We start from the raw sequence: 20,682 nt of genomic DNA, 5'->3' as shown, positions 1-20,682 counted from the left end.
AGTGAAGATTTTGGTATTAGAAACAGTATTTTCATATATTTGCGATGTTATAATATTTAATTAAAGTAGAGAAGAGAAAATGAAAAACATTTTACGAATAGCTTTGAGTTTTACCTTGGGTAGTTTCGTTGTTACCCAACTTGCTTTTGCCGATACTCCTCCTCAGGGTCAGAAGATGATTTTGGAGAGTAGTGCAGAGGGGATGCCTTTCTGGTCTATTTCTTTGGGTGCAGAAGAAGCCAATCGCCCATTGGTTTGGATTGACTTTAATAATGATGGTATAAAAGATGAGGGGGAGGGTTGGAATGAGGCAACCACGAGTCCTGTATCGGGTCTTTGTTCCTTTGAGACAGATAAATCGAGCTTAACAATAACGATACATGGACCTGTAACAGTTTTGTCGTGTGCTGATAACGATCTTGTAAGTTTGAAGGTAAGAGAAAATGAGCATTTGATAAAGCTAATTGCGCAGGGAAACTTACTACGAGAGATAGACTTATCTCAAAATACACGACTTGAGGTACTAAGTTTGAGTGACAACCTCCTGTCTCAAGTAGGCTTGACAGGAATGACTAAGCTAAGAGATTTGCGTGTAAATGGGAATACTGCTATTGATAAGTTGGGGCTTCAAGATGTCGAAGCATTGATGAAAATGGATATCAGCCAGACCAGTATTACGTCTCTTCCAGAAGGAAATCTCTCAAGTTTGACTGCTCTTAATATAAGTGGTAATACCAATTTTACGTTGGATTTAAGTAGAATAGCCAATATGGAAGAGCTTGTGGTAGGAGAGTGCGCTCTTTCTGAATTGGATCTAACAGGACTCAAAAAGCTAAAAACTCTTTGGGCCCCTAATAATAAACTAAGAGAACTCAACTTTTCCAACAATCCCGAGCTCATCCAATTAATGTTGAAGTATAACCAGTTGACAAGTATTGACCTTTCTAAGAGTCCGAAGTTAAAGAAACTCTATCTGGAAAATAATGATATACAGAGTTTAAACCTTTATACAGAGAATAGTCTGTTAGAGGTATTGGATTGTGCTGGTAATACATCCTTGACAAGTATCGATTTAAGTAAATATCCCAACCTTTTTGCCCTACAATTTAATGGCACAGGAGTAACTTCTTTAGATGTGTCTATGAATCCTCTTTTGAAAGAGTTGACAGTTGGTGAAACCAGAATAGAAAAATTGGATCTCTCTAAAAACCCCAAGCTTGTTACTCTCAATGTTGCTAATTGTCAGTTGAGCGAAATAGATTTATCTCTCAATACCCAATTAGAAGTCCTCTATTGTGCGGGCAACAAAATCAAAAAGATGGATTTAAGAAATGCGTCCAAATTAAGAGAGTTTAGAGGTGAAGATAACTTGATTGAAGAGTTGCTTTTCCAATCGGAAGTTCTTTCGGAGGTCTTCTGTTATGGAAACAGAATAAAAGGAGAGGCGATGGATAAACTCGTAGAGAGTCTCTTTCAAGTAGAGGAGGGACGACTGGTAGTGGTAGACCTCTCAAGTGGAAAAGAAGAAAATCGCTGTTCTACGACTCATGTAGAGAAGTTAAAGGCAAAGGGATGGAGTGTATGGGATTGGAATTCTGTTCAAAGAGAACCTTTGCCCTACGAAGGATATAAGGATGATGGGGTGGTAGAAGCAACTTTCGAGACCGTTAGAGCATATCCTTCGGTTGTAAACGAAAAGGTTACTCTTTCGGGTTCTTTGGGACGAGAGTACACTATTTACAACCTCTTTGGCAATATTGTACTGCAAGATACTCTAAGAGAAGAGGTGGAAACTGTGAGTGTGGAGAGCCTTCCTGTGGGAACTTATTTCGTTAAGTTTGCCGATGTAGAGCAGGTTTACTCGATACGAATAGTTCGTTAGTAACAAGCAATATACTCTTCTTGCAAGCTTTGTCTTAAAAACCTTTCTTGTCGCTTTGAGTTAGAGGGGTGATTGTTGTAATGACGTTAAATAGAGTAAGAGGCGCGTTTTTCATGTATTTACATCTGTTTGTATGCCGAAGTAAAGAGGATGATAGGTAGTGTGTATCTACATGTATACGCCGAGAGAGTAGCTGGTTGGACAGAAATGTGCTCTTCTTGAGAATGATATTTTTGAAGTTGTTGTGTCGAGGGGGATTGGGTTTTTATCTTTATAGAAAAAACATCAGTCCCTCTCTTTATTATTCTGCGACTGAAAGAAACATCAAAAGGATACTTTGAAAAACTCCTTTCTACCTTTGTTTTTCTTTATTCTTAGATTGAATATATAGAAGTGCTCATGTCTTAAAGAGGTAATAGGCTGTAGTAAACAGTTTTTTATGTGTGTCGCATAGATTTTCTAATAGAGGGTAGACGATGTAGAAGTAGCAGAAAGAGGTTGTTAGAGCTCTAAAAAGAATAGGAGAGACTTTTATTTTGGGGGAGAACCAGATATTCTCCACTTTAAATTTTTATTTCGAAATAAATGCCCCTATTGATTAGTAGAAGAAAAACTCTATCTTTGCGGGAAAATTCGGGTATTACTTGTATAAATCTGTTTTTGTTTATCAGAGGAAATACCTTGTACATTCTTCGTTAAAATCATCTGGTTGATATAATCGAAGATTTTTTCCCGCTCTTTTTTTGATTAGCCCCAGAGACTAAAATGTTAAGAGAGTTTTTATGGCAATTTGGTGTGTGTATTTCAAAGGAAATCAAGTAACACGAACAAAAAAATATCTTTCACTCAATATTTATGCAGCAGTATACCGCCCTTGATTTAAGGAAAAAAACGGACGAAGAACTCGTTATAATAGCACGAGAGATGGGCATTAGCATTATTCCCGAAGATAGGGAGGCTTGCATTCAGGCTATTCTAAAACTTCAATCCCCTATACTTCTCTCCACAACCGAAGAAAAAGAGGTCGAAGGGGGAGCCGTTCGAGACAAAGGAGCCTCGGTAAAAAAGAGTTCGACTAAGGTAGATAAAACTAAAAAAGAGCAGGCAAGTGCCACCTCTTCTAAGATATTTAGTCATCCAGATCTTTTGCCTCCTACGATTGTAAGAGAAGAGGCTATGGAAGATTTGATCCTTCCCGACCCCTCTAACAAGACAACTATAAGGAAGACCACAACAAAAGAACCCAGGGGGGTAAATGCAATCTTGGATTTCGAACCCGAAAAGAAAACAGTCGCTACGGTGCCTCCCTCTCAAATGATTTTCACGAGTTCTAAGAGTAGTGGTAGCATGTTAAATACGATATTGCCTGAGTTAACCTCTTCAGAGCCTAATAAGACAGAGGCTTCTCGCATGGCAGCAGAGACTCGCTACAATACCTCGTCTAAAACTCAGACCAAGGGAAAGAGTAGTAAGGGACAGCCAGAGGCGACCAAACCCACTCACTTAGGGTACGATTTTGAGGGTCAGTTGTCCTGTATGGGGGTTTTAGAGATTATGCCCGATGGCTATGGTTTCTTGCGCTCTTCCGATTATAATTATCTCACTTCTCCCGATGACGTGTATATCTCTCAGCAACAGATAAAGTATTATGGTTTAAAACCTGGGGATGTAGTAGATGGGACTATGGCACTGCCGAGAGAGGGTGAAAAGTACTTTCCACTCTCTTCTATTCACCGAATTAATGGTCGTACGCCCAAAGAGATTCAAGATCGGGTACCTTTTGATATGTTAACGCCACTCTTTCCCGATGAGAAATTTAAGTTAGAGGTAGGGCATGATGCTGTAGAGGTATATGATAAAACCGCGATGCGTATCGTAGACCTCTTTAGTCCCATTGGTAAAGGGCAGAGAGGACTTATTGTTGCACAGCCCAAAACGGGTAAGACGATGTTGTTAAAAGATATTGCCAATGCAATAGCCCATAATTATAATACCAACAACAGGGATAAAGGAGGAGTTTATCTGATTATACTTCTTATAGACGAACGCCCCGAAGAAGTGACCGATATGATTAACAATGTTAATGCCGAGGTTATTGCATCTACTTTTGATGAACCCGCAGAACGCCACGTTAAGATTGCAGAAATAGTTTTGAATAAGGCGAAAAGAATGGTAGAGTGTGGGCACGATGTAGTAATATTACTCGACTCTATAACTCGTTTAGCTCGTGCTTATAATACCATACAGCCTGCGTCGGGTAAAGTGCTCTCGGGGGGGGTTGATGCCAATGCACTTCAAAAACCGAAACGCTTTTTTGGTGCAGCACGCAATATCCAGCAAGGGGGTAGTCTTACGATTATAGCTACGGCACTCACCGAGACGGGATCAAAAATGGACGATGTTATCTTTGAGGAGTTCAAAGGTACGGGAAATATGGAGTTACAACTGGATAGAAAATTAGCCAATCGCCGTCTTTTCCCTGCTATCGATATTATGGCCAGTAGTACTCGACGAGACGATTTGCTATTGGATAAGGCGATTACTTCCCGTATGTGGATTTTACGTAAGTATCTTGCAGATATGACCTCTACAGAGGCTATGGATTTTGTCAAGGAACGTATTGAAAAAACAAACGACAATTTGGAGTTTTTGGCATCCATGAATAGTTAGAATTTGTCGCGATAAGAGGACTTTGTGATGTATGTCGGAAGGTTTTTTGTTTCATTGTTATAAATTTAAAAGCTTAAAGGGATTGGGCTTCCGATAAGGGGAGTCCAATCTTTTTTTGAGGGGGTATATCTCAGTAAAAGCTATTGAGTTCGTTAGCCGAAAGGCTGTGTTTATTCTTAAGTTGGTTTTTATAACAAAAATTTTTAGTAACTTCGGGCTGTGTAATCAAATAATGTATCTATACTATTATGAACAAAAAGTCTTTTTTGGGTAAGCCTCTCCTCTCTAAGGTGAGTTTGCTTACGTTGTTTGCTCTGTTTGTGAGCATCTTGATGCCTCAATCTGTATGGGGTCAATCGTCCCTTCGTGATGGTACAAAAGGAGAAATCCAGTTCACCACCAAGAAAGCAGCTGGGGATATTCTCTATGGTAAGTTTAAGGCAACTGGAGACCTCGAAGTAGAAGGAGCCACGATCGTAACTTATTCTTGGGGGGTAAGTGCTGTGACTTTGCTACAATCTAATGTTACTATTAAAGGAGATATATCAGAGTTTGGATTGGCAGAGTCTGAGATTACAGATATCTCGTTTAGTAACTGTGCCAATTTGGAAAAAGTGGTTTTGTCTGGTAATAGTATTTCCTCTATTAACTTTACAGAATCGCCCAAGATTTCAACAATTTATTTGGAATCCAATAAGTTGAAGGCAGTTAGCATGGACAATTTTATTACCTCTTTGCCTAACCGTTCTGGAGAAAGTTTCAAGGGTAAACTCCTTATTTTTAATGAAAGGAATGGGGCTAATGAGGGAAACCTTTGTACAGCTTCACAAGTAAAAAAAGCCAATGAAAAAGGGTGGAATGTATTCAAATTCAATAGAAATGGTGTAGAGGAACCTTATCAAGGCGAGGGTGCTTTAACTAAGCATAAAGTTACTGTTACTCCTGCTCCCGACGGAGGACGTTACTATATCAAGGGTACAGACAATACACAGACAGAGTTTGAGTTGGAAGAAGGTACTGTGTGTGAAGTGGGTGTAGATGAAAGGCAAGGATGGGAATTGGCCACTCTTACTTACAACGGTACAGATATTAAAGAAACAAAACGCTTTACAGTAACAGGGCCTGGTACATTGGCGGGTACATTTAAGAAATTACGTTTCCCCGTTACTCTCGTAAGCAACGAACATGGTACAATCTCTATCCAAGGTTATGATGAAGAGGCACTTAAGTCTGTAGAGTATGGTACTACTTTAACAGTGGTTCCTAAGGCTAATGACCAAAACTGTGTTTTAACTTCTTTGAAGGTTAAGGGAAGAGAAATATTGCCCGAGTATAGCTTCGTAGTAAGAAGTGCTGTTACAGTTGAGGCATTCTTTACTCGTGGCGGTGGCCCATCTCCAATCGATGAAGAGCAGATTATCTTGACTACTTCTCGTCAGCCAGGTCAAAAAATTACACTTTGGATTGTATGTAATGAAGTACCTGTAATCGAAGGAGCAACAGGAGAGTTTAAAACTGGCAAAGATGTAGAGTATACCTTAACCTCTTCTATCGTAAAGATTAAGGGTGTAATACAAGGTTTTCGTTGCAAGAATGGTAATCTTGTGGGCTTAGATGTAACTAAAGCAAAGAACCTCCGTCTTCTTTTCTGTCAAGAAAATGAATTGTCAAGACTTGATGTTTCTAAAAATACTCGTTTGGAAGACCTCTCTTGTTCTCTCAACCAGTTAACTTCTCTCAATGTAAGTAACAACCCAGAATTAAAGAATCTCTATTGTTATAATAATGATATTCAGACTCTCGACCTTACGGCAAATTCCAAATTGGAAAGATTACACTGCTATACCAATAATATGGAAACTTTGAAGCTTGGTGAAGCCCCTGCTATGAAACGACTGTGGTGTTTTGATAACAAATTGAACCAAATCTCTTTGTCTAAGATGACTGTTTTAGAATCATTGTGGGTTTGGAAAAACCAATTTAAGGGTGCTTCCATGGATGCTTTCATGCAAGAACTCCCCAATAGTACTGCAGATAAAAAAGAGTTGCTTCTTGTAGACTTGAAGAGGGGACAAGAGTTTGAAACTAACTATTGTACAGAATCTCAAGTTAACGTTGCTAAGTCTAAGGGATGGGCGGTTTACGATTACAACGGAGACTACAATGAAAAGAAAGAGTTCCAAGGTTTTGTAGCTGTTGAAGGCCTCCAACTCAATAAGGAGATGGTATACTACAACGCGGCTGATCAAAGCATCGTTGTTGGGGGAGTAACGGCTAATGCCAACATCGTCGTAAACACCTTAGAGGGATCTACAGTGTTGAGTGCTACTACAGATCAAGAGGGTAACGCTTCCTTAGATGCTTCTTCTTTACATCAGGGAGTTTATATTCTTTCAGTTGGTGCTAAGACTTTCAAAGTACTCGTTTACTAATACGAGTTCCCTTTGTAGGGAAGATTATTGACGATATAATTTAACGAATCTCTATAGGGCAATTGCTTGAAAAAAGCGGTTGCCCTATTTTTTATCCTTACTGTGCACACATCTGCAATGATTGTTACGGAAAATATTTTTATCCTGTCTCTCAATGTGATGTCGCTTTTTGTAGTGAGAGCGTTGCCTAATAGCTCGTCTGATCCACGTTTCTTTCTATACTCGGTCTTAGCCATATTATATACACTGGTGTACGTAGCTTCATTGTCTTTGCTCTCTCTCTGCTAAAGTATTCTTCTACGGAGGGGGTTCTGGTTCTTTCTCTCCAAACAGCTCGGTAGTGTATTGTTCTGGGAATAAACTGTACTTTAGTGTATGATATTTACTAAACTATTAAAAAGAAAATGAGAAATCAGATTTTATCTATTGTAAAAGGGAAACTGTTTTATGGTATTGCCCTAATAACAATGACGCTCCTATTTGTGGCTTGTACAGCCGAAAAAGAAAAAAAAGGATATACGATAGTAGGTAGCGTAGAGGGAGCAAAAGATGGAGATGTTGTAGTGCTGGAAGCTATAGAGAATATGAACTCTACAGTTGTCGATAAGGCTGTTATACAAAACGGTACTTTCACGTTTGAGGGGCAACAGGACTCAACCGTTGTTCGTTATCTGTCGTGTCTGACCGAGACGAATGCCTTTAGCTTTCCTTTCTTTTTGGAAAATGGAGAGATTATCGTGCGTATGGAGCGGGGAAAAGAGTCTGTAACAGGTACTCCAACGAATGAGATCTATCAGGGAATACGAGGCGAAATCAATACTCTTCTGGCCAATATGCTTCAGATAGAGAGTGACTCTACACTTACCGATGAGCTAAGAGAGCAAAGAATGGATGAGCTGGAAATAGAGTATGATGCGATACTAAAGCGAGGAATGGAGAAAAATATCTCCAATATCGTGGGGATATTCCTTTTCAAAGAGAAGTATTACGAAAATAGTTTGTCGGAAAACTTGAGACTTTTGGAAAAGATACCTGCCCAATATCTTAATGACCCAGATTTGCAAGGCATTAAAAAGCAGTTAGAGTCTCAACAGCAAACCGATGTAAACAAGCCTTTTACAGATCTTACGATGCAAACTCCAGAGGGGAAAACTGTGAAGCTTTCTGATTATATAGGAAAGGGGAAACTTGTATTGGTCGATTTTTGGGCGAGTTGGTGTGCACCATGTCGCCAGAGTATGCCCGAGTTGATAAAACTCTATAATGAGTATAAGGGAAAGTTTGAGATTGTCGGCATTTCTTTGGATGAGGACAAAACTGCTTGGGAGAAGGCGATTGTAAAACTTGCTTTGCCTTGGCCTCAGATGTCAGATTTGAAGGGTTGGAAAAGTGATGCTGCTATGTTATATGGTATTCACACTATCCCCCATACAGTGTTGATAGACAATGAGGGAGTAATTGTTGCCCGTGAACTTAAGGGGACACCGCTTGCCGAAAAAATAGCTGAACTTTTGAAATAGAAGCAGACTCTCTAAGGGTCTTTATATCGTTTAATGAGATACCCCCTTGAAGATACTTATAAGGTATTTTCAAGGGGGTAAAAAGTAATCTGTAAGGTTGATTTCTCTTAGTATGAATCTTCAATAATGGGGGAGTTCAAAACGGTTAATTGGGTACCAAGCTCTGAGTCCCCTACTCTTATACTTGATGATTCACTAGAGTTTTTAGAAATTAAACTTCAATCCCATGTAAGCAGAGCGTGGCTGGGTAGGACCATATATATAAGCACTATCTCTATCGGGACCAAAGTCAAAGTCTTTTTGCATTGCGTTGAGCAGATTGTTCATACCTGCATAGACCTCTAAGTCTGAAGAGAAGATATTGAACTTGTAGGAGAACTTGAAGCCAAGGTCAAAGAATGAAGGCGTTTTTACCAAGCGGTCTGCATGGACTTCTGGAATCTCATCGTTCGCAGGGTCAAAGCCGGCCACTTTGAAAGCATCTTCGATTTGTTCTCCAGAGAGTTTTTTTGCGATTTCGTTCTGTTCGGTACCTAATACAATGGCATGAGGTGCATACATAGAACCAGTATAAGTACCTGTAAGAGCGATATTGAAGTTTTTAACAGGTTCAATTCCCAATGTGAAGTAACCGTAAGCCGATGGGGTACGTGTGATTTGAGTAGATGTTTTCTTTTCAGAGACTACACCGATATTTCCCTCTGCATCTCTTTCAAAGACGGGGAGACCGTTAGAATCGAGCGTTGCTACTTCTCCCCATTCTTCTTCAGCATCGTATTTATTACTTGCAAGGGTAAATCCTGCTTGTAGTTGGAATATATTCCAAGCCATTTTACCCTCGAGGTTTACCCCCATTACTTTAGCTCCAGAGCCATTAATGCGGTCGAAGTTGGTGATTCCATTTACAACATTTACTTTCTTGGTAACAAATACATCTTGTAGTTTGTTGAAGAATCCTTCTACGAGGAAGTTAGTCTTAACAGCTCCAAAGTTACCGTATAAGTCGGCACTCAAATTGAAAGCATGGCTTGTTTCTGGTTTTAGGCCTGCTACGTTGGTAACACGTTGTACATCTCCGTTTACGACACCTACGTGTAGGTCTTCATCAAAAACTTGAGGAGCGCGGAAGCCCTTAGCATAAGAGAAACGGAAGTTGACATTTTTGGTAGGGTTGTAACGTAGGGTAGCACGAGGGCTTAGTATAGGAGTTACTCTTTCTTTTGTGTCACGTACAGCAGTGTTGTTGTCTAAGCGGCCTCCCAAGAGGATAGAGAACATATCGTTTTTCCATTCAATCTGTCCCAAAACACTTAGGTTATGTATGCGTTGGTCTATAGCGGGATAGAGCTCTATAAGGTTACCTTGGTCATCCTTTTCGGTGTACCAGTTGCGTATAGGCATTACATCGTTGAGGTGATCGTATACATACTCTGTACCAAAGAGTAATTGTGCGGGCATAAAGATAAATTTGTCCATGTCGTAGGTGTATTGCAATCCCCCCATGTAGGTAGATCCCTTAGTTACACCATAGTTAATGCCATACATTTCTCCAGGTATAGGATAGCCCAAGCGACCTAAACGGTTGCCGTGCTCGTCTTCAACCTCACCAATACCTCCGTAGTAGCTATTACGTTTTACAAGCTGACCTGAAGCATAAGCCAAGAAGTGATGTTTATAATCGGAAGAGAAAAGATCAAATTTTATGTTACCACTGTAGATACTGTGGTCTACATGCTCCGAAACGGCTGCTACGTGGTCGGGCCACTCGAGGTGATCTCCACCACGACGGTACTCTTGGATAGTGTGGAGCTCTGCAGTTAATTTAGAGTAATCTGATGTGCGGAGGAAAGTACGTGTTCCCAAAGAACGGCCGTTAAGTTTCCCCAATTCACTGTATCCATCGCGATTAGCGTCCCACGCAGAGCGATAACGTGCTTGCCCGAAGACTACCGCCCCAGCTTTGTTGTCATCTGTTACAAGTGAAGCGTTGAGGCTCAAGTTGTTGTCTGGAGATTTTAAGCCTGTAAAAGTTAGAGATTCTCCGAAGCTAAAACTATTGCGAGTAGGCTCTTTGGTGATAATGTTTACAACACCACCGATAGCAGATGAGCCAAATAGAGCAGAACCACCACCGCGCACAACTTCTACACGGTCTATCATATTGGTAGGGATCTGTTCTATGCCATAAACCCCAGCCAATGCACTGAAGATAGGACGGCTGTCGATGAGGATTTGAGTATAACGTCCGTCGAGGCCGTTGATGCGTACTTGGTTAAAACCGCAGTTTTGACAGTCATTTTCTACACGTACTCCAGGTTGGAAGATGATACCTTGTGCCAAGTTGTTGGCATTGACACGGCTAAACATTGTTTCATCTACAACGTTAACGATAGTTGGAGCCAAGCGACGAAGGGTAGCTTGTCTATTGGCACTAATAACGACTTCGTCGATACTTACTACGTCTTGCTCTGCTTCGAAGTTAACTTCAACTACCTTGTTGCGCTGTACAGTTATGGTACGCTCTTGGCTCAAGTAACCCACACCACGCATTACGAGAGTAATCTCTCCAGGCTTGATGTTACGCAAAAAGTAGTGCCCCGTAGCATCGGTACTGGTACCAAAGGTAGTACCTTTGATTTGGATGGTTACACCAGGCACGTGCTCTCCTGTAAGGGCATCGATAACGTGCCCCACTACATTGGCATCCGAAGGCAAAGGCTTCTTCTTGTAAGGGGGTGTGCTATCCTCGGCTACCATCTGAAAGATAGAGACAAAGAGTAACGCACAAGTGATTATAAACTTGTTCATAGAATTTTGATTAAATAGTTTAGTTTCTTAAAATTGGATGCAAAGATACTTCATATCCACAGGGTGATAAATACCTAACGATAGGTATGTGGACAATAAATTTCGTTCACAAAAATCATTTCCTCACAACACCTATCCAAGAAAGGAATAGAGCCTAATAGACATTCAGAACAAGATTCTTTCCTAAAAGCCTCAATCTTCTCTCTCATCAAGCAATAATAATTTTGGGCAAAAGCTATGTGTCATTCCAAAAGCCCTTGGAAGCTATACTACGGTTAGCCATAATCCTTTTGCTCAAAACCATCTGTGCAAACTCGCAAAACCACCTGTGCAAACTTTGAAAAACATATATGCTTTTATTGTAAGCATTATACCCTTTGAGAAAACAGCTCTATAGATTGGTTGAGAGAAGAAAAGAGCTTACATCTCTAAACAAAAAGGCTCTTTCTCCTGTCTTTCTATAAAGAGCTCGGAATAGGCTTGCCAAGTATTTTAGAAATAGGAGCAAAAACGTAACTTTGTACGGACATCAAATCCGATTAAATTATAGTCATTCATTATGAAGAATTTCAAGTTTGTCAATCCCACACAGATTATTTTTGGACAAAACAGCATAGCTCAACTCCCCAAAATACTACCTCAAAACAGCAAACCATTACTTGTTTTCGGTGGAGGTAGCGTACGCAAAAATGGAGTGTACGACCAAGTTGTGGCCGCTCTTCAAGGCTATGAATACAGTGAGTTTTGGGGCATCGAGTCGAACCCTACAGTGGAGACTATCCGAATCGTTATAGAGCAAGCTCGCAGGGACAAAAATGATTGGGTTTTAGCCATTGGTGGAGGCTCTGTAATTGATGCTTGTAAACTCATTTCGGCAGGTATTTTGGTCGATAAAGACCCGTGGGACATTGTGCTCTCGGGCGTTGCTAAGGGACCGTTTGTTCCCTTAGGTTGCATCTTAACCCTGCCCGCTACCGCCTCTGAGATGAACTCGGGTAGCGTTATCTCTTCGCAGGCAACGCAGGAGAAGTTCCCCTTCCACGGTCAGTTCCCCAAGTTCTCTATCTTAGACCCCGAGGTAACATACACGCTCCCTAAGTATCAACTGGCTTGTGGGCTGGCAGACAGCTTTGTACACGTTATAGAGCAATATCTAACATGGCCCAATCAAAGTTTGCTTATGGACCACTGGGCAGAGGGTTTGCTCCTTACTATTAAAGAGATAGCCCCTAAGGTACTTGACACCGATAACATCGACTACGACTCTCGTGCCGAGTTTATGATGTGCGCCACCAATGCTTTGAACGGGTTTATCCGAAGGGGAGTGGTGGAAGACTGGTCTACGCACATGATTGGGCACGAACTTACCGCTCTCACAGGTATAGCCCACGCACACTCTTTAGTAATCGTTTTGCCTGGAACGCTCCGCATTATGGGCACTTTGGGCAAGAGAGAGAAGATGCTACAATATGCCGAACGGGTTTGGAACATAACCGAGGGCGACGAAGAGAGCCGTATCGAAAAGGCGATTGTTTGCACCGAAGAGTTTTTCCGTTCATTAGGTTTTACCACTCGCCTCGCTGAGGCAGGCATTGGCGAAGATATAGAACGCACGTTAGTAAAGCGTTTCGAAGAGAGAGGTACTATACTGGGTGAGCGTCAAGATATGAACTTTGAAGTGGTAGAAAAGATATTAGCCTCTTGTAGGAGATAAGCCCCATGTACTACACCTCTCTTGCTTTGGTACTTCTTCTTATCGTTGCCGTAGCTTTCCTTCTGTACAAACTCTATCAAAAGCAGAAGGAAAAGCTCTCTCTTGAAGCTAATTATACGCACCTCCTCCAAACTTTAGCAGAGCGGGAGAGCCGATTAGCCCAAAAAGAGGCAGAGCTTAACCAAGTGCAACAAGAGTATCAAAAGGCGCAAATAGCCTACTCTGAACTTCAAATAAGAGCTGAACATCTCTCGGAACAGGTGCGCTCGACACAGCAGGAGTCAATCTCTATTTCCGAACAGTTGCAAAGTCAGTTCAAAGAGTTGGCATCTAAAATCTTCGAAGAGCGGGGAGAGATGCTCTCTCGCAAAAACGAGGAGAGTTTGAAGCCTCTGAGAGAAGATTTGAAACGCTTCGGAGAGCAGGTGCAAACGACCTACGAAGCAGAGGCTCGCGAACGCTTTTCGCTTCAGAACGTTATCAAAGACCTTATGGAGCGCAGTGGGGCGATGAGCAAAGAGACGTCGGAATTGATAAAAGCCCTTAAAGGAGACTCCAAAGTACAGGGAGATTGGGGCGAAATGATACTGGAGAATATCCTCAAACATAGTGGGCTAACCAAAGATCGAGAGTACTTTGTACAAGAAACCCTCCGAGACGAAAAGGGCGACATTATAACTGCCGAAAAGAATCGAGGGGGATTGCGTCCCGATGTATTGGTGCGCTATCCCAATGGTGGCGTAATGATTATAGATAGCAAGGTGAGCCTCAGTGCGTACAGCAATTACGTTGCCGCCACGACCGACGAAGAGAGGGTTATGTATGCCAAATCACATTTGGCGAGTGTACGTAAGCACATCGAGGAGCTATCGGAGAAAAAGTATCACCACTTCCTACCCGAGGCGCCCGACTTCGTGATGCTTTTCATCCCCAACGACCCCGCCTATACCCTTGCCCTACAAGAGTCTCCAACGCTGTGGGAGTATGCTTACAAAAAGGGAGTTATACTCATCAATGGCTCTAACCTCATCGCCGCACTCAGGATGGCACAAGATATGTGGCAGAGAGATAGGCAAGTAAAAAATGTAGAAGAGATCATCCGCAAAGCCTCCTCCCTTTACGATAAGTTTTGCTCTTATAGCGAAACACTCCTTGATGTCGAGCGCAAAATACACTCTGCGAGTGAAAGCATAGCTAAAGCCAAAGGACAACTAATGACGGGTAGGGGCAATTTGATAGGAGGACTGGAGAAACTGAAAGAGATGGGGGTAGTTTCGACCAAAGAGATACCCTCACAACTACGCACCCCGATAGACGAATAAGTAGAAACGATGAACACACCAACACCTTTGAACGAAAGCGAAAAAGAGCGCTTTGCCCGACAAATACTCCTCCCCGAGATAGGTGAGGAGGGGCAAGCACGGCTCCACTCCAAGAAAGTGCTCGTGGTGGGTGCTGGAGGCTTGGGCTCTGCTTTACTTTACTATTTAGTTGCCGCAGGAATTGGAGAGATTGGAATTATTGATTTTGATAAAGTTTCTCTTTCGAACCTCCAAAGACAAATACTGTATACCGAAGAGGATTTGGGACTCAGTAAGGTGCTCGCTGCCCAAAAGAGGCTGAAGAGTCTCAATTCCGACTGCTTGATTCATGCTTATAATGAGCGTTTTACAGATCAAAATGCCAAGAGGATAGCACAAAATTATGATCTTATTATTGATGGATGTGACAATCTTACTACGCGCTACCTAATGGATAAAACGGCAGAAGAGTTGGCTATACCTTATCTCTATGGAGCGGTAGACTCTTGGGGTGGTCAGGTCTCTCTCTTTCATTATAAAGGAGCGGGTAGCTATCGTGTCCTTTTTCCGCAAAAGGATCTTAACGCAGAGAAGAGAGAAGTACCCGTGTTGGGGGCAGCCGTAGGAATCATTAGTTCTATCATGGCTACAGAGACTATAAAAATACTCTTAGATCTGCCCAATACCCTTGCGGGTAAATTACTTCTTTTCGATGCTTTAACCCTCCGAAACGACCTTCTCTCGATTCAATTCTAACAAAGGAAATGCTTACCTTTGTTACCATTAGATATAAATTAATAGGTATAAAGACAGGCATTATACAATATGGCTCAACAGGAAGATTTATTTAAGAAAATCATTTCTCACTGTAAAGAATATGGTTTTGTTTTTCCCTCCTCAGAAATATACGACGGTTTAGGTGCTGTTTATGATTATGGACAGTATGGTGTAGAATTAAAGAACAATATTAAAAGCCTGTGGTGGAAGAGTATGACACTCTTGCATGATAATGTGGTAGGGATAGACTCTGCTATCTTTATGCATCCACGTATATGGCAAGCCTCTGGGCATGTCGATGCCTTCAATGACCCCCTAATTGATAATAAAGACTCTAAAAAACGCTATCGTGCTGATGTCCTCATCGAGGATTATTTGGCTAAAATAGAAGACAAGATTGAAAAGGAAGTTGCGAAGGCAGCAAAGCGATTCGGAGATTCGTTTAACGCACAACTTTACAGAGAAACAAATCCTCGTATTTTGGGGTACTTAGAAGAGTATCAGGCTACTCAAAAGGAGTTTACAAGAGCTCTTACAGAGGGAGATTTGGAAGGGGTTCGACAAATTATAATTGATAAGAAAATAGTTTGTCCCATAAGCGGTACTGCAAATTGGACAGAGGTGCGTCAGTTCAATTTGATGTTTGCAACTGAGATGGGCTCAACTGCCGAGGGAGCTTCTAAGATATACTTACGTCCAGAAACGGCACAGGGCATTTTTGTTAACTATTTGAATGTGCAAAAAACGGGTCGAATGAAACTCCCTTTTGGTATTGCTCAGATAGGAAAAGCTTTCCGTAATGAAATCGTAGCTCGTCAGTTCATCTTCCGTATGCGTGAGTTTGAGCAGATGGAAATGCAGTTCTTCGTTACCCCTGGGGAAGAGATGAAATGGTTTGAGTATTGGAAAAAGTCTCGTATGGCTTTTCATAAATCCTTGGGCATGGGCGATCAGAAGTATCGTTTTCACGACCACGAAAAGCTGGCTCATTATGCCAATGCTGCGACCGACATAGAGTTTGAAATGCCCTTTGGTTTTAAGGAAGTAGAGGGTATACATAGTCGCACAGATTATGACCTTAGACGTCATGAAGAGTATAGCGGAAAGAAACTTCGTTATTTTGATGCTACAACAGAGGAAAGCTACGTTCCTTACGTGGTAGAAACTTCAATAGGGGTAGATCGTTTGTTCCTCTCCATTATGTGTGGTGCTTATTGTGAGGAAAAGACGGATAATGGAGAAATCCGTACTGTACTTCGTCTACCTGCAGCTTTGGCTCCAATAAAACTGGCGGTACTGCCTCTGGTACGCAAAGACGGTTTGGACGAAAAAGCTAAAGCGGTAGTACGAGATCTTCGTTTTGATTTTACCTGTCAATACGACGAAAAAGATTCTATTGGGAAACGTTATCGTCGTCAAGATGCGATCGGTACACCCTATTGTATTACAATTGACAATCAAACCATGGAAGACGATACGGTAACTATCCGAGATAGAGACACCATGGAACAACATCGTGTGGCCATTGCCGATTTGAGAAAAGAAATAATGGCAAAAGTAGATATGAGTACATTGCTAAGAAAAATAGCTGATGATGAATAAGTTCAACATATCCTATAAAAGGATTTCGGCCTTAAAGGCTCTTATAGCCGTGGCTTTTATCGTTGTGCTGCTGCCCTCTTGTCAAAAGAAAATAGATGCTGTGGAGGAGTGGAGACGCCAGAACGAAAATGCCTTTAATGACTATGCCGATAATAAAAACTTTACCAAGCAAACAACAGATGGATTACTTCCATTTGTTTACATGAGATGGATTGAGAAGGGTACAGGGACAGAGTATCCTATTGAAACTTCAAGGGTATTGGTACACTATGAATGCTATCTCTTAACGGGAAGTAAATCTTTCATAGAGGGCAATTTCGATCAAGAGAAGAGCCAAAGATTTACTCTTAATAGAGCAGGAGAGGGAGCTACTATTGTGGGAGTACAGGTTGCTTTACAGAACATGGTCGTTGGGGACTATACGGAAGTAATAATCCCATGGTATTTAGCTTACGGTTCTAAACAGGAGGGTAATATACAGCCCTATTCTTCTCTTCGTTTTCTTTTGCGTTTAGATAAGATTATTCCAGAAACAGAAAAATAGGGAAACACGCTGATGTATAAAAAGATAAAGATTCTTGTTTCCAATGACGATGGGGTGCATGCGCCTGGTATCGCAGCTTTAACAGATGCTTTGAAGCCTTTAGGCGATATTGTTGTGGTAGCTCCCGATGGACCTCGCTCAGGAGCTTCGGCGCAGATAACCTCGCAAGTACCCCTAAAGCTCACTAAGATGAGAGAAGAGACAGGTTGTACTTGGTACCGTTCAACAGGTACGCCAGCAGACTGCGTTAAACTGGCTCTTAATCTCCTCTATCCCGATCAAAAGCCAGATTTGATTGTTTCTGGAATTAACCATGGACGTAATGATGGGATTTGTGTAATCTATTCAGGAACCATTGGGGCAGCTATGGAAGGTTGTATAGCGGGTATACCTGCTCTTGCCGTATCGGTAAACGATCATGGCGATAATGCAGAAATGAGTTATGCAGCCGAGTATACGCCCAAGGTGGTACGTTGGATGCTTCGTAACCCTATACCCCAACATACCTTGTTGAGTCTTAATTTGCCCAAATCACAGCCAAAGAGAATAGAGATTTGTCCTCAAGCTGTAGGGCGTTTTGTAAATGAGTTTGTCGAGAGTGAGAATGCTAGAGGACAAAAAGTCTACTGGTTGTCGGGAAAACAGGTTAAAACAAGTAATGAACCTAATACAGATTGGGATTTATTGGAGGCTGGATATGCTACCCTTACTCCTATTCGTATAGATATGACCGACCGCTCTTTTTTAGAAGAACTTCGTAAAAATCCTTTTAACGATTTGCTCTCGGAAGAGGAGTAGCAAGAACATTTGCCTATGCGTTACTTCTTTATTGCTGGAGAGGCTTCTGGCGATTTGCATGCAGCCAATCTGATGAAAGCCCTCAAGCTCCAAGATGCGGAGGCGACGTTTGCTTTTATGGGAGGTGATAAGATGGCAGAGATTGCCCAAAAGCCTCCTATTATACATTATCGAAGTCTTGCCTTTATGGGCTTTGAGCAGGTGGTTAGAAATATATTTTCGATTCACAAAAAGGGAAAACTAATGCAGAAAAAGCTCCTTGAGTTTTCGCCCGATATAGTTATTCCTGTAGACTTTGGGGGCTTTAACTTCCGTTATATCCTTCCTTTTGTGCATCGCGAACTACCCGAGACAAGTGTTATTTACTACATTCCTCCGAAAGTGTGGGCTTGGAAGAAGTATAGGGTGCGTGCATTGAAGAAGTATTGTTCGCGGGTTCTTTGTATACTCCCATTTGAAGAAACTTTTTTGCAAAAGGCGGATGTCCCAGCTCATTATACGGGCAATCCTTGTGTCGATGCTGTCGGAGCCTACTATGCAAGTTACGGCAAGGAGGAGTACAAGCAGAAAATAGTAGAGCAAGCTTTTACCATACCTGAAGCTAAAAAAGATTTATTGATAGCCCTCCTACCTGGAAGTCGACGTCAAGAACTAAAGAGTAATCTTCCTCTTATGATTGAAACGTTACGCACTTACTATCCAGATTTATATCCCGTAATAGGAGGTGCACCTGGGCTTACAATCGAGGATTATCGTCTCTTCTTGCCCCAGGACTATCCGATACAGATTGTATTCGATGCTACTTATACGCTTCTTGCAGGCTGTAAGCTCGCTTTGGTTACTTCGGGAACGGCCACACTGGAGACGGCACTGATTGGTACACCGCAGGTTGTTTGTTACAGAGCCAATGGAAGGCGTTGGATGAACTGGGCTTTCAAGAACCTTTTCCCGATACGTTACTTTTCTTTAGTCAATCTTATTTTAGGGCGACCTTTGGTAAAAGAATTATTGGCTGCCGAGGCTTCTCTCGATAATCTTCGTCTTGCAATAGACAACTTGCTGAGGGCTCCTCACCTTATAACAGAGGGATATGATGAGTTGCGCCTTTTGTTGGGGAATACCCCAGCCTCTGAAAGGGCAGCAGACCAAATAGTTGCCAGTATTAATGCTAAAAAAAACTCCCCGAGAGAATAAAAGTATGGTTGTTTTTCCCAATGCTAAACTCAATTTAGGATTACGTATTATTGAGCGTTTATCCAATGGTTACCACGCTATAGAGACTATCTTTCTACCCGTTGAACTCTGTGATATCATAGAGATTGTTCCGTTGCCAGAGGTGCAAGGAGTTGATCAATGGCAACAAAGCGGGGTAATTATTGAGGAAAAAGCAGAAGAGAATACAGTACTTCGCACATTACATATGCTTCGAGAGGAAGGATATCCTATCCCCCCCCTTTCTGTGGAATTGGTAAAAAAGATACCTTTTGGTGCAGGATTGGGAGGAGGCTCTGCCGATGCTGCTTTTATGTTGAAAGCACTAAACGAAATGTTTCACTTAGAGCTTTCTACGGAGCGTATGGCTTCTATGATAAAGAGGATCGGTGCCGATTGTCCTTTTTTCATTCATAACACACCCATGTTGGGCGAAGGAATTGGCGATGTGCTTACTCCTTTGGCGTTGCCCTCATCAATTAAACGAGCTCAAATTTTGCTGATAAAACCTCCGATATTCATTTCCACCAAGGAGGCTTATAGTGCTATTTCTTGCCGTCCTGAGGCGAAAAACAGTCTGAAAGACCTTTTCCAAAGCCCTCTTTCTCTTTGGAAAGAGCTATTTATCAACGATTTTGAAGAGCCTCTTTTCAAGGTTTATCCTCTTCTTAAAGAGATAAAAGAGTATATCTATGCGTTGGGGGCAGATTATGCTTCAATGTCTGGTTCTGGGTCTACGTTGTATGGAATATTCACTCGTTCTATCCCGCCTCTTACAGATGCTCCTTTTAGGGAAGAAAGCTATTTCGTGTGGCAGGGAAAACTAATTCAATAGCTTTTTTGTAAGTCCGAGTGATGAGCTTTTAAAGAGGCTTTTTCTCTCTTTTTGAATTTCTCTTTGGAGGTTTTGTAATCTATTGTTAATCAGGAAGTTTTGTCTGTCTATAAAGGCGGTGAAAATTTCGTATATACGAAAATTCAAGATGGAACTATCTTATTGAGCAACAATGCGTTACCAACAGGACGATGGTGGACAGGTAACGATTTGGAAATGAGCGAGATGCTTTTGGTTGCTCGTGTTTGTACTAACAAAGAACGCTCACTATTATCCCTTGCAAAGATATTGATTTGCGAGCAAAAGTGAGCGTTCCGTCATGATTTTCTTTTCGGGAAAGGAAGTGGCTGTTTCTACATCCTTCGTCCCCGTTTCTTTCTCTTGTTGGCTTCGTGGCGCAGTCTCCGCTGAAAGGCGGTTTCGGCATAATTCTCTCCATGGACTTGGAAGTCCAGTACACCGCCAACACCCGATGCAATCCCTTCGGCAACAACATCCACTACGCTCTCAACAAGGCTTGGTTCAAGGCTTGGTACTGGCTGTAGCGTTTCTTCCTGAAAAACCTCCTTCGGCTGATAAATCGGAAC

Annotated in this window: 13 protein-coding genes and 1 pseudogene; 12 read left to right on the top strand and 2 right to left on the bottom strand. The window is 41.8% G+C overall.

Translation table 11 applies throughout. From position 1 onward, the window contains the following. The first annotated feature begins 79 nt into the window (after positions 1 to 79). The 4 genes from B5D06_RS06695 (at position 80) to B5D06_RS06675 (ending at position 8,504) form a co-directional block, all read left to right on the top strand. Complete coding sequence (locus B5D06_RS06695; protein ID WP_078737234.1) at positions 80 to 1,882, top strand: T9SS type A sorting domain-containing protein; 1,803 nt, start codon at positions 80 to 82, stop codon at positions 1,880 to 1,882. Positions 1,883 to 2,737: 855 nt separating this feature from the next. After that, positions 2,738 to 4,552, top strand: coding sequence for a transcription termination factor Rho (rho, locus tag B5D06_RS06690; RefSeq protein WP_078737233.1), 1,815 nt, complete (start codon positions 2,738 to 2,740; stop codon positions 4,550 to 4,552). A gap of 248 nt (positions 4,553 to 4,800) precedes the next feature. Continuing rightward, the gene (locus B5D06_RS06685; RefSeq protein WP_078737232.1) at positions 4,801 to 6,984 is read left to right on the top strand and encodes a hypothetical protein; all 2,184 of its coding nucleotides are present in this window, start codon (positions 4,801 to 4,803) and stop codon (positions 6,982 to 6,984) included. A 404-nt stretch (positions 6,985 to 7,388) separates the two neighbouring features. Then, entirely contained in the window at positions 7,389 to 8,504 is a 1,116-nt protein-coding gene (locus B5D06_RS06675; RefSeq protein WP_078737230.1) for a TlpA disulfide reductase family protein, read from the top strand. A gap of 204 nt (positions 8,505 to 8,708) precedes the next feature. Here the strand turns inward: B5D06_RS06675 and B5D06_RS06670 are convergent, their stop codons facing one another. Continuing rightward, complete coding sequence (locus B5D06_RS06670) at positions 8,709 to 11,261, bottom strand: TonB-dependent receptor (RefSeq protein WP_234989571.1); 2,553 nt, start codon at positions 11,259 to 11,261, stop codon at positions 8,709 to 8,711. 610 nt (positions 11,262 to 11,871) lie between these two features. On the opposite strand from B5D06_RS06670, the gene B5D06_RS06665 reads away from it, so the two are divergent. The 8 genes from B5D06_RS06665 to ispE all read left to right on the top strand — a co-directional run bounded on the left by B5D06_RS06665 (position 11,872) and on the right by ispE (position 20,095). Continuing rightward, positions 11,872 to 13,026: an iron-containing alcohol dehydrogenase gene (locus tag B5D06_RS06665; RefSeq protein WP_078737228.1), complete on the top strand. Its 1,155-nt coding sequence runs from the start codon at positions 11,872 to 11,874 to the stop codon at positions 13,024 to 13,026. Positions 13,027 to 13,031: 5 nt separating this feature from the next. After that, the gene (gene rmuC, locus B5D06_RS06660) at positions 13,032 to 14,348 is read left to right on the top strand and encodes a DNA recombination protein RmuC (protein ID WP_078737227.1); all 1,317 of its coding nucleotides are present in this window, start codon (positions 13,032 to 13,034) and stop codon (positions 14,346 to 14,348) included. Between the two features lie 9 nt (positions 14,349 to 14,357). Then, positions 14,358 to 15,083: a HesA/MoeB/ThiF family protein gene (locus B5D06_RS06655; RefSeq protein WP_078737226.1), complete on the top strand. Its 726-nt coding sequence runs from the start codon at positions 14,358 to 14,360 to the stop codon at positions 15,081 to 15,083. Positions 15,084 to 15,152: 69 nt separating this feature from the next. Beyond that, positions 15,153 to 16,706 (top strand): glycine--tRNA ligase, encoded by a 1,554-nt coding sequence (locus B5D06_RS06650; RefSeq protein WP_078737225.1) that lies wholly within the window; start codon positions 15,153 to 15,155, stop codon positions 16,704 to 16,706. Then, a complete protein-coding gene (locus tag B5D06_RS06645; RefSeq protein ID WP_078737224.1) occupies positions 16,696 to 17,250 on the top strand; it encodes an FKBP-type peptidyl-prolyl cis-trans isomerase in 555 nt (184 codons plus the stop codon). Before B5D06_RS06650 ends, B5D06_RS06645 begins: the two co-directional genes overlap by 11 nt. Before the next feature lie 12 nt (positions 17,251 to 17,262). Next, positions 17,263 to 18,048 (top strand): 5'/3'-nucleotidase SurE, encoded by a 786-nt coding sequence (surE, locus tag B5D06_RS06640; RefSeq protein ID WP_078737223.1) that lies wholly within the window; start codon positions 17,263 to 17,265, stop codon positions 18,046 to 18,048. A gap of 15 nt (positions 18,049 to 18,063) precedes the next feature. After that, a complete protein-coding gene (gene lpxB, locus B5D06_RS06635) occupies positions 18,064 to 19,242 on the top strand; it encodes a lipid-A-disaccharide synthase (RefSeq protein ID WP_078737222.1) in 1,179 nt (392 codons plus the stop codon). Between the two features lie 4 nt (positions 19,243 to 19,246). Beyond that, on the top strand, positions 19,247 to 20,095 hold the full coding sequence (gene ispE / locus B5D06_RS06630) for a 4-(cytidine 5'-diphospho)-2-C-methyl-D-erythritol kinase (protein ID WP_078737266.1): 849 nt from the start codon (positions 19,247 to 19,249) through the stop codon (positions 20,093 to 20,095). Positions 20,096 to 20,448: 353 nt separating this feature from the next. On the opposite strand, the pseudogene B5D06_RS06625 reads toward ispE, so the two are convergent. After that, a pseudogene (locus B5D06_RS06625) lies at positions 20,449 to 20,682 on the bottom strand (relaxase/mobilization nuclease domain-containing protein); the annotation flags it as partial.

Source organism: Porphyromonas circumdentaria, from assembly GCF_900167105.1.
Classification (GTDB): domain Bacteria; phylum Bacteroidota; class Bacteroidia; order Bacteroidales; family Porphyromonadaceae; genus Porphyromonas; species Porphyromonas circumdentaria.
This window is presented reverse-complemented; position numbering and strand designations above follow the sequence as displayed.